The 15,788-nt window shown below is 42.6% G+C and carries 19 protein-coding genes; 7 read left to right on the top strand and 12 right to left on the bottom strand.

Annotated features, from left to right (window positions below; all coding sequences use genetic code 11):
- Positions 1-10 precede the first annotated feature (10 nt).
- The 7 genes from ACTJJQ_RS08130 to ACTJJQ_RS08100 form a co-directional block, all read right to left on the bottom strand.
- Positions 11-355: a toprim domain-containing protein gene (locus ACTJJQ_RS08130; RefSeq protein ID WP_008347035.1), complete on the bottom strand. Its 345-nt coding sequence runs from the start codon at positions 353-355 to the stop codon at positions 11-13.
- 131 nt (positions 356-486) lie between these two features.
- Positions 487-723 (bottom strand): YusG family protein, encoded by a 237-nt coding sequence (locus ACTJJQ_RS08125; RefSeq protein WP_008347037.1) that lies wholly within the window; start codon positions 721-723, stop codon positions 487-489.
- Positions 724-767: 44 nt separating this feature from the next.
- The gene (gene gcvH, locus ACTJJQ_RS08120) at positions 768-1,151 is read right to left on the bottom strand and encodes a glycine cleavage system protein GcvH (protein ID WP_008347039.1); all 384 of its coding nucleotides are present in this window, start codon (positions 1,149-1,151) and stop codon (positions 768-770) included.
- A gap of 66 nt (positions 1,152-1,217) precedes the next feature.
- On the bottom strand, positions 1,218-1,574 hold the full coding sequence (locus ACTJJQ_RS08115; RefSeq protein WP_029575395.1) for an arsenate reductase family protein: 357 nt from the start codon (positions 1,572-1,574) through the stop codon (positions 1,218-1,220).
- A gap of 110 nt (positions 1,575-1,684) precedes the next feature.
- Positions 1,685-3,466 (bottom strand): acyl-CoA dehydrogenase family protein, encoded by a 1,782-nt coding sequence (locus ACTJJQ_RS08110; protein WP_052320613.1) that lies wholly within the window; start codon positions 3,464-3,466, stop codon positions 1,685-1,687.
- Between the two features lie 14 nt (positions 3,467-3,480).
- A complete protein-coding gene (locus ACTJJQ_RS08105; protein ID WP_242731029.1) occupies positions 3,481-4,656 on the bottom strand; it encodes an acetyl-CoA C-acetyltransferase in 1,176 nt (391 codons plus the stop codon).
- Between the two features lie 12 nt (positions 4,657-4,668).
- Positions 4,669-7,056 carry a 3-hydroxyacyl-CoA dehydrogenase/enoyl-CoA hydratase family protein gene (locus tag ACTJJQ_RS08100; protein ID WP_178929905.1) on the bottom strand — a complete coding sequence of 796 codons (2,388 nt, stop codon included), beginning with the start codon at positions 7,054-7,056 and terminating at the stop codon, positions 4,669-4,671.
- A 199-nt stretch (positions 7,057-7,255) separates the two neighbouring features.
- Between ACTJJQ_RS08100 and ACTJJQ_RS08095 the strand changes: the two genes are divergently transcribed.
- From ACTJJQ_RS08095 to ACTJJQ_RS08085, 3 genes are read left to right on the top strand one after another with little or no spacing between them, the layout of a single operon-like run.
- Entirely contained in the window at positions 7,256-7,393 is a 138-nt protein-coding gene (locus tag ACTJJQ_RS08095; RefSeq protein ID WP_008347049.1) for a YuzL family protein, read from the top strand.
- Between the two features lie 10 nt (positions 7,394-7,403).
- Entirely contained in the window at positions 7,404-7,655 is a 252-nt protein-coding gene (locus tag ACTJJQ_RS08090; RefSeq protein ID WP_060698253.1) for a hypothetical protein, read from the top strand.
- A 12-nt stretch (positions 7,656-7,667) separates the two neighbouring features.
- Positions 7,668-8,015, top strand: a complete 348-nt coding sequence (locus ACTJJQ_RS08085; RefSeq protein ID WP_007500333.1) for a spore coat protein — start codon at positions 7,668-7,670, stop codon at positions 8,013-8,015.
- 31 nt (positions 8,016-8,046) lie between these two features.
- Here the strand turns inward: ACTJJQ_RS08085 and ACTJJQ_RS08080 are convergent, their stop codons facing one another.
- From ACTJJQ_RS08080 to ACTJJQ_RS08070, 3 genes are all read right to left on the bottom strand, one after another.
- Positions 8,047-8,298 (bottom strand): YusU family protein, encoded by a 252-nt coding sequence (locus ACTJJQ_RS08080; protein WP_017359282.1) that lies wholly within the window; start codon positions 8,296-8,298, stop codon positions 8,047-8,049.
- A 72-nt stretch (positions 8,299-8,370) separates the two neighbouring features.
- A complete protein-coding gene (locus ACTJJQ_RS08075) occupies positions 8,371-9,201 on the bottom strand; it encodes an ABC transporter ATP-binding protein (RefSeq protein WP_008347057.1) in 831 nt (276 codons plus the stop codon).
- A 145-nt stretch (positions 9,202-9,346) separates the two neighbouring features.
- Positions 9,347-9,793 (bottom strand): YusW family protein, encoded by a 447-nt coding sequence (locus ACTJJQ_RS08070; protein ID WP_171465740.1) that lies wholly within the window; start codon positions 9,791-9,793, stop codon positions 9,347-9,349.
- A 113-nt stretch (positions 9,794-9,906) separates the two neighbouring features.
- Here ACTJJQ_RS08070 and ACTJJQ_RS08065 point away from each other — a divergent pair, with 113 nt between their 5' ends.
- Positions 9,907-10,749 (top strand): oxidoreductase, encoded by an 843-nt coding sequence (locus ACTJJQ_RS08065; protein ID WP_017368022.1) that lies wholly within the window; start codon positions 9,907-9,909, stop codon positions 10,747-10,749.
- A gap of 41 nt (positions 10,750-10,790) precedes the next feature.
- On the opposite strand, the gene ACTJJQ_RS08060 is transcribed toward ACTJJQ_RS08065, so the two are convergent.
- On the bottom strand, positions 10,791-12,161 hold the full coding sequence (locus ACTJJQ_RS08060) for a S1C family serine protease (protein ID WP_017359279.1): 1,371 nt from the start codon (positions 12,159-12,161) through the stop codon (positions 10,791-10,793).
- Between the two features lie 337 nt (positions 12,162-12,498).
- Here ACTJJQ_RS08060 and ACTJJQ_RS08055 point away from each other — a divergent pair, with 337 nt between their 5' ends.
- Positions 12,499-13,173, top strand: coding sequence for a response regulator transcription factor (locus tag ACTJJQ_RS08055; RefSeq protein WP_058213630.1), 675 nt, complete (start codon positions 12,499-12,501; stop codon positions 13,171-13,173).
- Positions 13,170-14,501, top strand: a complete 1,332-nt coding sequence (locus ACTJJQ_RS08050) for a HAMP domain-containing sensor histidine kinase (protein ID WP_440600101.1) — start codon at positions 13,170-13,172, stop codon at positions 14,499-14,501. The genes ACTJJQ_RS08055 and ACTJJQ_RS08050 overlap by 4 nt, the downstream gene beginning before the upstream one ends.
- A 21-nt stretch (positions 14,502-14,522) precedes the next feature.
- Here the strand turns inward: ACTJJQ_RS08050 and spxO are convergent, their stop codons facing one another.
- Complete coding sequence (gene spxO / locus ACTJJQ_RS08045; RefSeq protein WP_008347070.1) at positions 14,523-14,687, bottom strand: anti-adapter protein SpxO; 165 nt, start codon at positions 14,685-14,687, stop codon at positions 14,523-14,525.
- A gap of 192 nt (positions 14,688-14,879) precedes the next feature.
- On the opposite strand from spxO, the gene ACTJJQ_RS08040 reads away from it, so the two are divergent.
- Positions 14,880-15,758, top strand: coding sequence for a TetR/AcrR family transcriptional regulator (locus ACTJJQ_RS08040; protein WP_017359276.1), 879 nt, complete (start codon positions 14,880-14,882; stop codon positions 15,756-15,758).
- The last annotated feature ends 30 nt before the right edge of the window (positions 15,759-15,788 follow it).

The raw sequence follows: 15,788 nt of genomic DNA, 5'->3' as shown, positions 1-15,788 counted from the left end.
TACGTCACCCTTATAAATATTTCGAATGAACATCAATGTTTGCAGCTAATAGAATAGATGCAATGTGGGCTGACGGTGAAGCGGCCACTTCGCGGTACGTTCTGTCGACAAAAAGATGCAGTGCTTCAGGGAATTCTTTTCGGAATTGCTTCCGCAGTTTGTCGCCAGCATCGTCACTGTCTGCTAATATGTAAACGTCTTTCCCGAATAAATCGTCCACAAGCTGATCCAGCTTCGATGTACTGATCGTGCCATTGGTGCAAATGATGGTAACAGGTTCACTTATGACTTCTTTTAGCTTCTGTTTATCTGATTTACCTTCTACAATGATGACCTTTTCTATCTCGACATTCATCACGATCACCCGGCCCTTTTGACGTTGATTCACTTCTTCCTTAGATTACAATCTTTCATTCGGGTTGTAAAGATTGGGCACTTGATCAACAAAAAGGCTGTAGCATTCACTCACTACAGCCTTATCTGTGATTAGCACCAGCCATTTTCATCGTCACAGTCTACATATTTTTCAGTCCCATGGGTCAACGTATCTGACAGACGATAAAAACGGTTTTGATCATAGGAATAACCTGATTTTAATTCATATTGATTTTCACTAATCATCGTGCCAATCTCTTCGTTTTGATGGTAAAGCACCATGCCGCTCTCTTTGAATCGTCCAGTGACATGCTCTGTTATATCCACCTGTTCTTTTTGAAAAGACAAATTGGACACCCCCCATAAAGGTAGAGTGTCCAATTTCACATGAATTAGTCTTCTTTTGTCATTTCTTCATATTGCTCAGCAGTCATTAAGTTCTCGATTTCAGATGCATCCGCTGGCTCTACTACGATCATCCAAGCTTTTTCGTATGGAGAGTCGTTGACGAACTCTGGGCTGTCATCAAGCTCGTCGTTTACTTCAACGATTGTGCCGTTAATCGGTGCGTATAGTTCAGAAACTGTTTTGACTGATTCTACACTTCCGAAAGGCTCGTCCGCTGTGATTTTGTCTCCTACTTCAGGAAGCTCAACGAACACGATATCCCCTAGCTCAGATTGAGCAAAATGCGTAATACCGATACGCACCTTATCTCCTTCTACTTTGACCCATTCGTGTTCTTCTGAATAACGTAAATCTTTTGGTGTGCTCATTTCATACCCCTCCAGTCTTTTCTTACAATCTATATTGAAGATACCACAATCTGAATGAAAGTTACATCATTTCCAGACGCTTTTAAATGTATCTTCATTAAATCCAACTGTCACTCGTTTGCCGTCTGTTGTAATTGGACGCTTGATCAGCATTCCATTAGACGCAAGTAATTCAAGCTGCTCGTCCTCTGACATTGCAGGAAGTTTATCTTTCAGCTGCAGCTCTCTGTATTTCTGACCGCTCGTATTAAAGAATTTCTTCAGCTCTAAACCGCTTTTTTCGTAAAGGGCTTTTAATGTGTCTTTATCAGGCGTCTCTTCGACGATATGTATGCTGTTGATGTCTTTATTGTGTTCTTCCAGCCATTTCTTTGCTTTTCGGCATGTACCGCAAGATGGGTATTCGTAAAAATCTAAAGCCACCATTTTCACCTCCTGCAAATAGTGACAACATTTTATCACAAAACATGTTAAAAACCTAAATGTATGCTTACAAAAAGGTGCGACATGATATCCGCACCTTTTAAGCCGTCTTATACGATATATTTCTCTGCTTCAAAGATTCGTTTCGCCACCTCACGCTTTTTCGCAATGACATTCATTGGTGTGAATCTTGTCAGCTTGCGAAGGGCTGACAGACTCATACGGAGTGAATCTCCTTCTTCCATGGCAATCAATGATTCTTTCGCATGAGCTTCAATCTTTAAAAAGGCTTCCTGTGTGAAAATTTGTGTATACGCAAGCTTTTGTGCATTTTTTTCTGCGCCTGATGCAGCAATTGCTTTTTCCGTACGCAAGACCGCCGACTCAGCAGCAAAGAGTTCATTGACGATATCTGCTATATTCACAAGGATTTCTTGCTCTTTATCTAATGCTTTTCCATACTTCATCGCCGCCATTCCAGATACCATTAAGGCGATCTTTTTCGCATGGGAAAGTAAGTATTTCTCTTGATCAAGCGGCTGATCACCCGGCTCTTCCGGCATCATCATCATCAGCTCTTCCTGCAGGGTTTGCGCTTTTTGAAGAAGCGGAAGCTCTCCTTTCATCGCTTTCTTCAAGAATGTGCCTGGCACAAGCAATCGGTTAATTTCGTTCGTTCCTTCAAAAATACGGTTAATTCGTGAGTCGCGATAGGCTCTTTCGACTTCGTATTCTTGCATGAAACCATATCCGCCGTGAATCTGCACACCTTCATCCACAATGTAATCGAGCGTTTCAGAGCCAAGCACTTTACAAAGAGAGCATTCAATCGCATATTCTGCGATGGATTGCGCAATTTGTTTCCCATCCTTTTGCTCCTCGTCACTTAACAGACCCATTCTTTGTTCAAATAACCCGACTGTGCGGTATACAGCACTTTCCATGGCATAGAGCTTTGCCGACATGTTGGCTGCTTTTTCGCCAATTAAGCTAAATTGAGAAATTGGTGTTTTAAACTGCTTACGCTGATTGGCATACTCTGCCGATAATTGAATGACTCGTTTTGATGCACCGATTGTCCCTACAGCCAGCTTATAGCGTCCAATGTTTAAAATGTTAAAGGCAATGACATGACCTCTGCCTGCTTCACCAAGCAAATTCTCCTTTGGCACTTCGGCATCTTCAAGGATTAACGTTCTCGTCGAGGAGCCTTTAATGCCCATCTTTTTCTCTTCAGGTCCTGTTTTGACTCCAGGAAAATCCTTTTCTACGATGAAAGCAGAGAAGTGTTCACCATCAATCTTCGCATACACGACAAACACATCGGCAAATGCGGAGTTTGTGATCCATTGTTTTTCCCCATTGAGGACATAATGTGTTCCAGCTTCATTCAGGACTGCCGTTGTTTTCGCACCTAGCGCATCAGAACCTGACCCTGGCTCTGTTAGGGCATATGCCGCAATTGTTTCTCCAGAGGCGAGTCCTGGCAGGTACTTTTCCTTTTGCGATTGATTGCCGAACAGCACGATCGGCAAAGAACCGATCCCGACATGGGCGCCGTAAGAAAGAGAGAAGCTGCCTGCTCTTGCAAATTTTTCAGTAATGATGGCTGAGCTGATTTTATCTAGCCCCAGCCCGCCAAATTCCTCAGGAACATCCGCACCAAGCAGGCCAAGCTCTCCAGCCTTTTTCAAGAGACGAACAGAATGCTCGAATTCATGATTTTCAATTTGATCGATGTGCGGAACGACATCTTGTAAAATGTAATCTTCTGTTGTTTTCCCGATCATTTGATGTTCATCAGAGAAATCCTCTGGTGTAAAGATATGCTCATAATTCGTCTCATCAATTAAGAAACTGCCACCCTTTTTTACATCTTCCATTGCTTTCATCCTGTTTTCCCCCTTTAGATCAATTCAAAAATGCCTGCCGCTCCCATGCCCCCGCCGATACACATCGTCACAATACCAAATTGTTCATTTCGCCGTTTCATTTCATGTATGAGTGACAGCGTGAGTTTCGTTCCTGTACAGCCTAGCGGATGTCCTAAGGCAATGGCGCCGCCGTTGACATTTACCTTCTCTTCATCGATCCCTAAATGACGAATGACTTGAATCGCCTGAGAAGCAAATGCTTCATTCAATTCAAACAGCCCGATGTCCTTCAGCTCTAGACCAGCGATTTTCAGTGCACGCGGAATGGCTTCAACCGGCCCAATTCCCATGACTTCAGGTGGTACACCGCCAACAGCAAACGCCCTGAACTTGGCAAGCGGCTGAAGAGAAAGAGAAGATGCTTTTTCGCGATCCATCATCATGACACATGCCGCTCCATCACTCGTCTGCGAAGAGTTTCCTGCAGTCACTGTGCCTTTTGTTGAGAAGGCAGGTCGTAACGTTGAGAGAACCTCCTCTGTTGTGCCCGCTCTGACACCTTCATCTTGTGAGAACGTAAATTGGCGTTCTTCTAGTTGATACTGCTCTCCTACCCGTCTTTCTGTCACATCAACGGGAACAATTTCATCTGAAAATTTCCCTTCTTGAAGTGCCTTTGCTGCCTTTTGATGGCTCCTCACCGCAAAAGCATCTTGATCTTGCCTTGTGACCTGATACTTTTGCGCCACTTGCTCCGCTGTGTGGCCCATGCTCATATAGTATTCGGGCGCTTGCTCTGCCAAAAGAGCGTTTGGACGAATGGAGTGACCCATCATTGGGACTTGCGACATCGATTCGACGCCTCCGGCTAAAATGGTTTCTGCCTGCCCAAGCATAATTCGTTCACCTGCATAAGCAATTGACTGCAGACCAGAAGAGCAATAGCGGTTAATGGTGATAGCAGGTACTGTATATGGCAAACCTGCTAATGCCCCGATATTCCGGGCCACATTCAGCCCTTGCTCTGCTTCTGGTGTCGCACATCCGATGATTAAATCATCGATTGTTCCATCATAATCACCGGCACGCTTTAGCGTTTCTTTTACACACAATGCGCCCATATCATCAGGTCTGACATCTTTTAATGATCCTTTTTTGGCTTTCCCTACTGGTGTTCTTGCGCCAGCTACAATCACTGCTTCTCTCATTTTGACTCCCCCCTAGTTACGTAAAGGTTTTCCTTTAACGAGCATGTGCTGCATGCGTGCCTGAGATTTGACTTCCCCTACAAGACTTAAAAAGGCTTCTCTTTCAAGCTCTAATAAGTATTGTTCATCCACCTCTGTACCAAATGGCAATTTGCCGCCAGAAATGACATGCGCTAGTTTTTTCGCAATGGTCATGTCATGGTCTGAAATGTATCCAGACAATCTCATGTTTTCAGCAGCCAGCACCATTGCTGCGTAGCCTGTTTCCCCCATCACGGGCACCTTTCGCTTCAGAGGTGCACGATAACCCGCTTCATCAAGAGAAAGAACGAGTTGTTTCGCATCATGGATTAAATGATCACCATTCATGCTGATCCGGTCATTCACTCGGAGCATCTTCATATCACGCGCTTCCTCTGCTGATGTAGATACCTTTGCCATCGCAATGGCTTCAAAGGTTTGTAGCGTAGCATCTTGGATCGCAGTTGCTGATGGCTTTTCCGCTCCTTGCAGATGGCGAATATAGAGTTCCTTGTTTCCGCCTCCGCCCGGTATGAGTCCGACCCCCGCTTCGACAAGCCCCATATACGTTTCACTGGACGCTTGGATAGCGGCTGCTGGTAGACAAAGCTCCGTCCCTCCGCCAAGTGTCATACCAAATGGTGCAGCCACAACTGGACGGTCACTATACTTCACCTTCATCATCGCCTGCTGGAACCTGCGAATGACAAAATCAATTTCAAAGAAGTTGTCGTCCTGTGCTTCCATTAAAATTAAGGCGAGATTCGCACCAACACAGAAGTTCTTTCCTTGGTTACCGATGACCAGCCCTTTATAATTCTTTTCCGTTTCATCTACAGCACGATTGATCATATCAATGACATCAAGCCCAATGGCATTACTTTTCGAATGAAATTCAAGCAAGGCAACATCATCCCCGATATCGATCAAGCTTGCACCCGTATTTTTAAAAATGACATCGTGTTTCTTTTTCAATCTAGCTAACGAAATATTCTTGTCGTTTCCCTTTTCCTGTTCATAAGCACCATTCTGATAAAATGCACGGTCTCCTTCGGCATTTTCTTGATAGAACGTGTCATGTCCTTCTGAAAGCATATCTTGCACCCACGACGGGATGCTGTGCCCTTCCGCTTCCATTCGACTGACGGCTTTTTTCACGCCAATCGCATCCCACAGCTCGAACGGACCATGCTGCCAGCCAAATCCCCATTTCATGGCGTTATCGATGGACTGAATATCATCCGCAATGTCGCCTTTTAGATGAGCTGAATAAAGAAGAACAGGTGCGGTCATATTCCAAAGCAATTGCCCAGCACGGCCATCTTGATAAATAAGCGCTTTCAATTTCGCTTTTGTCCCCTTTTGCTGCTTGGCAATGTCAATGCCCGGATCCTTCAGCTTTGTCCGTTCTCCGTATGTGAGTGTGACAGGATCAAGCTCTAAAATGGTCTTTCCGTTTTTTTGATAAAATCCTTGCCCTGCTTTGCTGCCGATCCACCCTTTTTCGAGCATTCTTTCCATAAACTCAGGCAGCTGAAAAATATCTTTTTCCTTTCCTTCTACCTGTTCATACACATTGCGGGCTACATGAGAAAATGTGTCGAGTCCCACCACATCAAGTGTGCGGAAGGTCGCACTTTTCGGTCTGCCAATGAGTGGACCTGTAACAGAATCGACCTCTCCGATCGTGTATTTGTTCTCAAGCATTTCACGCACTGTGACAAGAAGCCCATAAGTGCCAATTCGGTTGGCAATAAAGTTCGGTGTATCTTTTGCTTCGACCACACCCTTGCCAAGTACATCTTCACCAAATGTTTTCATATATGAGAGTACTTCTGGATCTGTTTCTTGAATAGGAATTACTTCTAACAGCTTTAAATAACGAGCTGGGTTAAAAAAGTGAGTGCCTAAAAAGTGGCGTTTAAAATCAGCTGATCGGCCTTCTGCCATTTTTTCAACAGAAATACCGGATGTATTGCTGGATACGATGCTGCCTTCTTTGCGGTGTTCGTCGATGAGAGAGAATACGTGTTGTTTAATGCTGAGCTTTTCAGTGACGACTTCAATGATCCAGTCAGCATCGTGTAATAAGGAAAGGTGATCTGTGAGATTTCCGGGTGTGATGTATGATAGGTTTTTGGCTGAAGTAAGAGGTGCTGGCTTTTGCTTTAACAATTTTTTCATTGCGTCTTGGCTTAATCTATTCCGAACACTAGGGTGATCAAGCGTTAGCTTTTTTGCCGTTTCTTCCTTTGTCAGTTCATGTGGCACAATATCTAGCAATGTTACTGGTATCCCGATATTGGCTAGATGTGCAGCAATGCCTGAGCCCATGACACCTGAACCAATGACAGCCGCCTTGCGAATATGTTTGCCCATAAATATCCCCCTAAACATTTTGAATGAACAGTCATTCATTTTTTGTCCAAAAAAAAGCAATGCCTCTTTCTTTATCTTAAAAGATTTTCCGAAACAGTTCAATAGCAGATTTCAAAAATTTACACATTCTCATGCGTCTTTCTTTACAGCGTATGAATTAAAGACGAGGGGGAATTGTAAGAATGGAGGTGATGTCCACATGTCTCGTTTGCAAAAGAACCCATCAAAAGCAGGCGTAAGTGCTGCAAGTGTGAAAGGAAACGCAGGTCCATCACAAGAAGCAGACCTAGGCGGTAAAAAGACCAGTCAAAATCAGCAATATAAAAAGAAATCGTAAGGAGGAACACATCTTGAACAACCAGCAAATGAATATGCCCCCACAGGTAATTTCAGTAAAGGATTCCTTGTACCTAGAGGATATGCTCAACTGGAATTTGATCGCGATGAAAAAAGCCCACTTTATGGCCGAGCATTGTCAGGATCAAACATTGAAACAAGAACTCAATCAAGTGGGTCAAATGCACCATCAGCATTACACACAAATACTTCAACATTTAGGCAGCTCAGGGCAAGGCCAGTCTTCTGGCTTTATGCAATAGGAGGTAACAGACATGGAACAGCAAAACCAACAAAAAATCGGGAATCCACAAACGCCGGTTCCAACAACAACAAACATGAACGATCGCGACTTTGTCACAGACCTTTTGTCGACTGAAAAATATATGACAAGCGGATATAACACAGCGCTCAATGAATTCAGCCATGAATCTCTTTACCAAGATATTCAGCGAATTGCGCTAGAAACACAAAAAACGCAAAGACATTTATATGATGTCATGTTCAAATATGGCTGGTACTCTGTCGAAGCCGCTGACCAGCAGAAACTCCAGCAGGCACATCAAAAGTTCCAGCAAACACTGACAGATCAATCACCGTACGGATCATCACCCATGTCATAAAGAAAAACTGCCAGCTCATACTGGCAGTTTTTTAACGGTCTTTATTGGCACGATGAGCTTCATTTAATTGCTTGATCCGCTGAATCGTTTCTTTGATGTCTTCTTTTGCCTCTGGATACGTGTCATTAAAATGCTTGGCTAAAGGCGGCATGCTTTTGGCAATATGAGAATAGATGATCCACTGCGAGACATCTCTTTTCAGTTCCTCATTCGTTTCACCAAGCAGCAGCTCTGTATATTTATCAAGCAGGCCTTCGAGCTTTTCATCTAATTCATTTCCCATTTGTATTCCGCTCCTTTTTTCAGAAAAAAGCCTGACTCTGCGTGTAACAGATGTCAGGCTTTTCACATACGATTATCTTGCAGCAAGAAATGTCTCAGCTTGTGCCTGTTGGACAATACAGCGTCCTCTGCCGTGCGGAATACATAACGGTGTTCCGAATAAAGGATCTGTTGTTACTTGGCAGTTCATATCAAAGACATTTTTCACAAGATCACAGTTAATGACAGTTTCCGGTCTTCCTTCTGCATAAATTGACTTGTCTTTAATGGCCACAAGGTGATGCGCATATCTGCAAGCGAGATTGAGGTCATGCAGAACCATGACAATCGTGCGCTGCTCTTTTTCATTTAAATCAAAAAGAAGATCCAGGATTTCAATTTGGTGCGTCATGTCTAAATACGTTGTTGGCTCATCTAATAGAATAATATCCGTCTCCTGTGCCAATGTCATCGCAATCCATGCACGCTGCCTTTGTCCACCTGATAATGAATCAACCGTTCGATCAGCAAGGTCTTCCATCTTCGTTGACTTCAGTGCGCGATTTACCGCTTCTTCATCTTGCTTTGACCATTGCTTCAGCCAATTTTGATAAGGATATCGCCCTTGCTTGACGAGTTGATGTACCGTTAACCCTTCTGGCGCTTCCGGTCCTTGCGGAAGAATGGCGAGCTGTTTCGCCACTTCCTTTGTTGGTAATTTGGCAATGGAATGACCTTCAAGCAGGACAGAACCACCCATTGGCTTCATGAGACGGGCCAAAGAGCGAAGTAGCGTGGATTTACCGCATCCATTGCTGCCAATAAATACTGTGATTTCACCCTTAGGGATTGACACATTTAGTTCGTCTATGATCATTGTTTCTCCGTAGCCTAAGCTTAAACCTTCAGTAGAAATGGCACTCATTCCGCTCAAACGCTCCTTTTCTCATCCAAATTTTTTATATTGAATATCGTCTATGTAGACGTCAAAGATCACTTATCTCAATTTAGTGTATCAGATTTAAGTGATCTTGAAAATCATTTTCAATTAAAAAATGAGAAAGTCTCGTTTACTTTTTCTTTTCGAATGCACGTTTTGTCCCATCTTCGAGCTTGATATCGACTCGTATCCGCTGATAATCATCATCTAAATTAAAAGCAGATAATAATTCATTGACATATGTTTCATTCAGCTTTGCACTAGGAATCGACATATCATTGAGCTTCATCTTCATTTCACGTAAAGCTTCTTCCCCTTCATAGCGGACACCATTCATATGATCTCGAATCAGTGCTTCTTCTCTTCCACCAGCTTGACGATAGGTAGCTTCATATAATTCGCTTTTTTGTCCATATTGTACGTGCAATTGCAAATGCTGAAATGGCAGTTCCTTCATTTGAACAGCTGACAGACTTTCAGCTTCTGCTTCATGTGGATGTTGTATTGGTTCGATTGAACGACAGCCAGACAGCATAAAGAACAGCACTCCTAGCAGTCCCGCCTTCTTCCAGCACATCATGTGTTTCCTCCTATTTCATAGCATCGTTTTTTATTCTTCTCCAAGCCCCTTTTGGTTATTCAATAAAACAGCAGACTATGGTAGATTAAAACAAAAAGGAGAACCGGAAGATGAATAAAACAGCCATTGTGACTGGTGCCAACAGCGGTTTCGGAAAGCTCATCACACTGCGTCTCGCTCAGCAAGGGTACACTGTGATTGCTGGCGTAAGACAGGAAACCAATGCAAAAAAGCTTGCCGAAGAAGTAAAGAACGCCGCTTTATCCGAATCAATACATATTGAAGCATTAGATGTGACAGATACACAGTCCATTCAAGCATTTCAAAAAAGGCTTAATGCCTATGCTCCCATTCACCTGCTTGTGAACAATGCGGGAACGGCCTATGCTGGTTTTGCTGAAGAGGTGCCTGTTGATCAGTACCGAGAGCAATTCGAAGTGAATGTCTTTGGTGTGATGGAAATGACACAAGCAGTCCTTCCGTTGATGACGAGCGGTGCAAAAATATTGAATATGAGCAGTATCAGCGGACTCATGGGAATGCCCGCACTCTCTCCATATGTATCGTCAAAGTTTGCGCTAGAGGGCTATACAGAGAGTTTGCGAATTGAGCTGGCTGCGTTTGGCATTCAGGCCGCTTTGATTGAGCCGGGTTCTTTCCAAACGAACATTTGGAACACCTCCATGAATGAGCAAATGACGCCGCCCGCAGAAGGTTCTAAATACACAGCTATTTATCAAAAGATGATGTCCTATATAGAGGCGCAAAAAAACAACTATGGAGATCCCGGTGAAGTTGCAGAGCTTGTGGTTTCGCTTGCAGAGAAGAAGCGGCTAAAGAAGCTAAGGTATCTTGTGGGGAAAGGTGTTCGGCTTTCATTCATAGCAAAGCAGCTCCTGCCTTGGAATGTATGGGAAAACATTATTTTACGGACACTATCTTCAAAAAAATAGGCACAAAAAAACAGGTGGATCGATTATCCACCTGTTTTCTTTTATTCGTTATCAGACTGCCCAAGGGTAATATCAAGATTTTTGTTCTTTCCATCACGAATGACAGTCATTGTCGTTTTATCGCCAATTTTTGTTTCTTTATAAAGGATTTCTTTCAGCTGTGAGCTGTTCGCCACATCTTTTCCTTTGAACTTGATGATGACATCTCCAGACTTCAAGCCTGCTTTTTGTGCAGGAGATCCTTTTGAAACATCTTTTACATAGATGCCTTTACCGATTTGTTTATCAAATAGGCCAAGTGTATTTTCCTGATACGTTTCAGGCACTTGCTCAAGGTCAATCATTTGTACGCCAAGGTAAGGACGTTCGACTTTTCCATTTTTTAATAGCTGATCTACGATCGGTTTGACATCGTTACTTGGGATCGCAAATCCGAGTGATTCTACTCCGCTTTCGCTAATTTTCAAGCTGTTGATGCCGATGACTTGACCGTCTGTATTGATCAGCGGACCGCCACTGTTTCCAGGGTTAATGGCTGCATCTGTTTGAAGCACATTCATCTCAACAGTTCCAGATGATGTATTGGCTTCAACGGTACGATCGAGACCACTAATAATCCCTTCTGTTACTGTACCAGAGAACTGCGCACCGAGCGGGTTCCCGATTGCAATGACTTTGTCTCCAGCACGAAGCTTAGAAGAATCTCCAAAGCTTGCAACTTTATCAATGCCGTCAGCATTTATTTCCACGACAGCTAAATCTGTCATTACGTCACTGCCGACAAGCTTCGCATCTTTTGTTTTTCCATCGTATAGTGTGACCTTTAATTTATTGGCACCCTCGACTACATGGTTATTTGTGATAATGTATGCTTTTTTGCCATCTTTTTTGAAGATGACACCAGAACCCGTTCCAGCTTCTGCTTCAGTTGAATCACCGCTAAGACCGAACGAGTTTTGTGTAGATTGATAGTTTGAGACCCCTACAATCGTCGGCTCTAAATCTTCTACCATATCAGCAACATTCGTCGCATTGGTGATTTGTTTTGTTGAGAAATTTTCAGATGAAGCCGGTTCGCTTGATGCTGTTTGGGTTTGAGTGTTTGCCGCTGTATCTTGTGACTGCGGTAAAAGCGGTGTAATGCCAAGCACAAGACCGCCACCAATAATCCCTCCAAGAATCGGACTCAGCCATGCAGCCTTCCGTTTTTTCTCCTTTTTAGACGAACGGTCATCAATCACTTGAGGAGACCCGTTTGACACCCTCTCCTGAGAGGCAGATGCTTCGTTTTCATGGTGGTGAAAAACGAGTTCTTTCTCTTTTTCTGGTTCTTCTATTTGTTTCTCATTCTCTTGATGTGCGTGTTCTTGATCATTCATCTTTTTCTCTTCATCTTCTCTTCGGAAATCCATCGCTTGCACTCCTTTGCATCATTTTCATGAAATGCTTCATTCATATGTCTAGACAGGACTCATGTCCTCTTAATGGCAATATCATTGAAAAATTCTTTATGACAATATGTCAAATTATATAATACTTATTCATAGAAAAAAAGCAAGGTGCGCACATTGGTGAAAAGCACCTATTCATTAGCCTTTTGTCTATGCCCTTTTTTCCCTTGAGCTTATCATAAACAAACATTATGGGATAATGATGAGAAGAATATGTGAAATTGTGAAAAAAGCGTGTGATTGTTGACATGCCGCCTTTGTATCCCGTTATAATGACGTTGAGAGGATGTGGAAGACTTTGTCGTACACCATTTATTTAGTTGAAGATGAGCAGAATTTAAATGAACTGTTGACCAAATATTTAGAGAGTGAAAATTGGAATGTTTCCTCTTTTTTAACCGGAGAAGCGGCACGCAAAGCAATGAACAAGCCCCCGCATCTATGGATTTTAGATATTATGCTGCCTGATACAGACGGCTACACACTCATTAAAGAAATCAAAGCAGCCTCGCCTGACGTACCGGTTATTTTTATTTCGGCACGTGATGCAGATATTGATCGTGTGCTTGGCTTAGAACTTGGGAGCAGTGATTATATTGCGAAACCCTTTCTCCCGCGCGAGCTGATCATCCGCGTGCAAAAGCTGCTGGAGCTTGTATATAAAAACAGTGACACACCGCAGCAAAGCGTCACACCCGTTTCTTCCTATATCATTCATGAGGACGTAAGAGAGGTGTATGAAGGAGATCAGCTGATTAACTTAACGTCTAAGGAATTTGATTTGCTGCTCTTATTTACCCATCATCAAGGACATGCCTTTTCCCGGGAAGATATCCTCGTTAAGATCTGGGGGCACGATTACTTCGGGACAGATCGTGTGGTCGATGATCTTGTCAGACGGCTGCGCAAAAAAATGCCTGACTTAAAAGTCGAGACCATTTATGGATTTGGCTATAGGATGCTAAAGGGATGAAGAACAAACCACTCGCTTTTCAAATTTGGGTTGTCATCTCTGGCATTTTACTCACCATCTCGATTGTCCTGATCATTTTATTTTCAAATACATTACGCAGCTTTTTTACGAATGAAATTTATAAAAACATCGAAAACGAGCAGCAAGTGTTAACAGAATACCCTCTGAATCGAGACGGCTCACCAAAGTCGACACCAGAAAACCGATCGGTTCAGCACATTCTGATTCCGTCAGATGAATTAAATCAAATGGCTCAGTTTTTCCCGCATGCCTTTATTGAAAAAGTGCAGTCCTTTGTTAAAAAACAAAAAAGCGCAACAAAACGCTATTCTGAAGAAGTGAATGGTCAGCATATCTTTTTTGTGATCAAAAAAGTCTCAACAGGCAATACACAATATATTCTCTTGTCATATGCACCCGATTCTTATCGAGATGACTTGTCCTTTACACTGTTTAAACAGCTGATTTTCATCTTAGGAACGGTTATTGTACTAAGCTGGATTCCATCGATTTGGCTCGCCCGCTACTTATCACGTCCAATCGTCGCGTTTGAAAAGCACGTCAAGCGCATTGCACAAGAAGACTGGGACGATCCTGTGATTGTTGACCGGCAAGATGAAATTGGCAAACTGGGGCATACGATTGAAGAAATGAGACAAAAGCTCATTCAAAAGGACGAAACAGAACGAACGCTTTTGCAAAATATATCACACGACTTAAAAACACCTGTGATGGTCATCCGCGGTTATACGCAGTCTATTAAAGATGGAATTTTCCCTAAAGGAGATCTTGAACAAACGGTGGAAGTGATTGAAGGCGAAGCGGAAAAGCTTGAGAAGAAAATCAAAGATTTGCTGTATTTAACAAAGCTTGATTATTTATCAAAACAACATCCGGCGCATTCTCCCTTCCTTGTGAGTAATACAATGCTGGAAGTGGTTGACCGTTTACGCTGGTCGAAAAATGAATTGCAGTGGAACGTGGACTTAGATGATGAGGCTGCACTTGAAGGCGATCCAGAACAATGGAGCAAATTATTTGAAAATGTATTAGAAAATCAACTGCGTTACGCAAAAAGTAAAATTGATATTCATATGAAGCAGGAAGAGGATCAAATTCGCATCGTCATTCGTAATGATGGCCCTCCAATTGAAGAACACATGCTATCCAGCCTATACGAACCTTTTAGTAAGGGAAAAAAGGGCGAATTCGGCATTGGATTAAGCATTGTCAAACGAATTCTTTCAATGCATCAAGCGTCCATATCAATTGAAAATGATGAACTAGGTGTACGCTATACGATCACTGTTCCAAAGAAGAGGCTGTAGGTTTTACACCGCAGTCTTTTTTTATATGAATGAATACCCATTGAAATCACGGTATGTGGCTTTGATCTTCTTGCCAGCTTGATACATCCATTTCTTTTCAATGGTTGTCTCTTTCGGCATTTTGACTTTTTCTACTTGAATTCCTTTTGCTTTCAAGCGTCTAATCATATCATCAATTTCTCTCATGGAACATCATCCTTTCACATTTTTTGACCGGTTGGTCACCTTACTTTATAATATAAAGAATTACACTGTAAAAAACAAGTTACAATCTGATTAATTTTTGAAAAGTTTTGTCGTTTATGACCGATAAGTCACATCTCTTTGCGCACGTTTCCTAAGACATTTGTCTCTCGGTAAGAAAGGATGACATTCATATTGAAAAAGAAAGAAAAAATGATTATTGAGGCTGGTATGAAGTTATTTGCCAGCAAAGGCTATAATACAACGTCTGTTCAGGAAATTGCAGATGAATGCCACATGTCAAAGGGTGCGTTTTACCTTTATTTCAAATCGAAAGAAGCACTGCTTATTTCGATCTTGCATTACTATTACGATAAGGTATTTACCCGGATTCATGAGGTTCAAACAGAGGGCGGCACACCAAAAGAGGCCTACCGGAAACAGCTCACTGTCTATTACGATAATATTTTGCAGCAAAAAGATTTTATTAAAATGCAGCTAAGCGACAGGGCGCTCCCATTGAACGAAGAAACACAGCAGCTCGCAAAGCAAATTCGACTTGCGACGATTCAGTTGCACATTGATAACATTAAGCAAGTGTATGGAGATGCAGCCATTCCTTATATGGCTGATCTATGTTTAACGATTGAGGGCATGAGTCACGTTTACTTTGAGCTTGCCATTTTATATGATTTTCAGCTCGAAGCAGAGGAGCTTGCCGCAACAATGATTCACCGTATCGATGATCTAATGGGCGGTATGATGAAGCGCAATGACCATCCACTCATTTCTGTGGACCAAGCAAGCGACTGGTTCGGCCCGATTTATGAACGATCATTTGACCCGCTCACAGAATCACTATTAAAAGAATTAAGAGAACTGGCAGAAGCACATTATGAAGTGAAAGACGAGCCAGATTTATTTGAAGCGCTTGGCATTTTAGAAAATGAGTTAAACAAACAAAAACCAAGACAAGTCATCGTCAAAGGCATGCTTTACCAATTGAAATTATACACACCACTTCAGCCGGTCTCAGGCTCCTTATTACGCATTTTAAAAGAAGATCATTTATAAAACCCAGGGCTTGGTTGCCCTGGGTTTATG

This window comes from Bacillus sp. 22483 (assembly GCF_052044605.1).
GTDB lineage: Bacteria > Bacillota > Bacilli > Bacillales > Bacillaceae > Bacillus > Bacillus altitudinis.
Note: the sequence above shows the minus strand (reverse complement) of the source record. Positions and strands in the feature narration are given on the sequence as shown.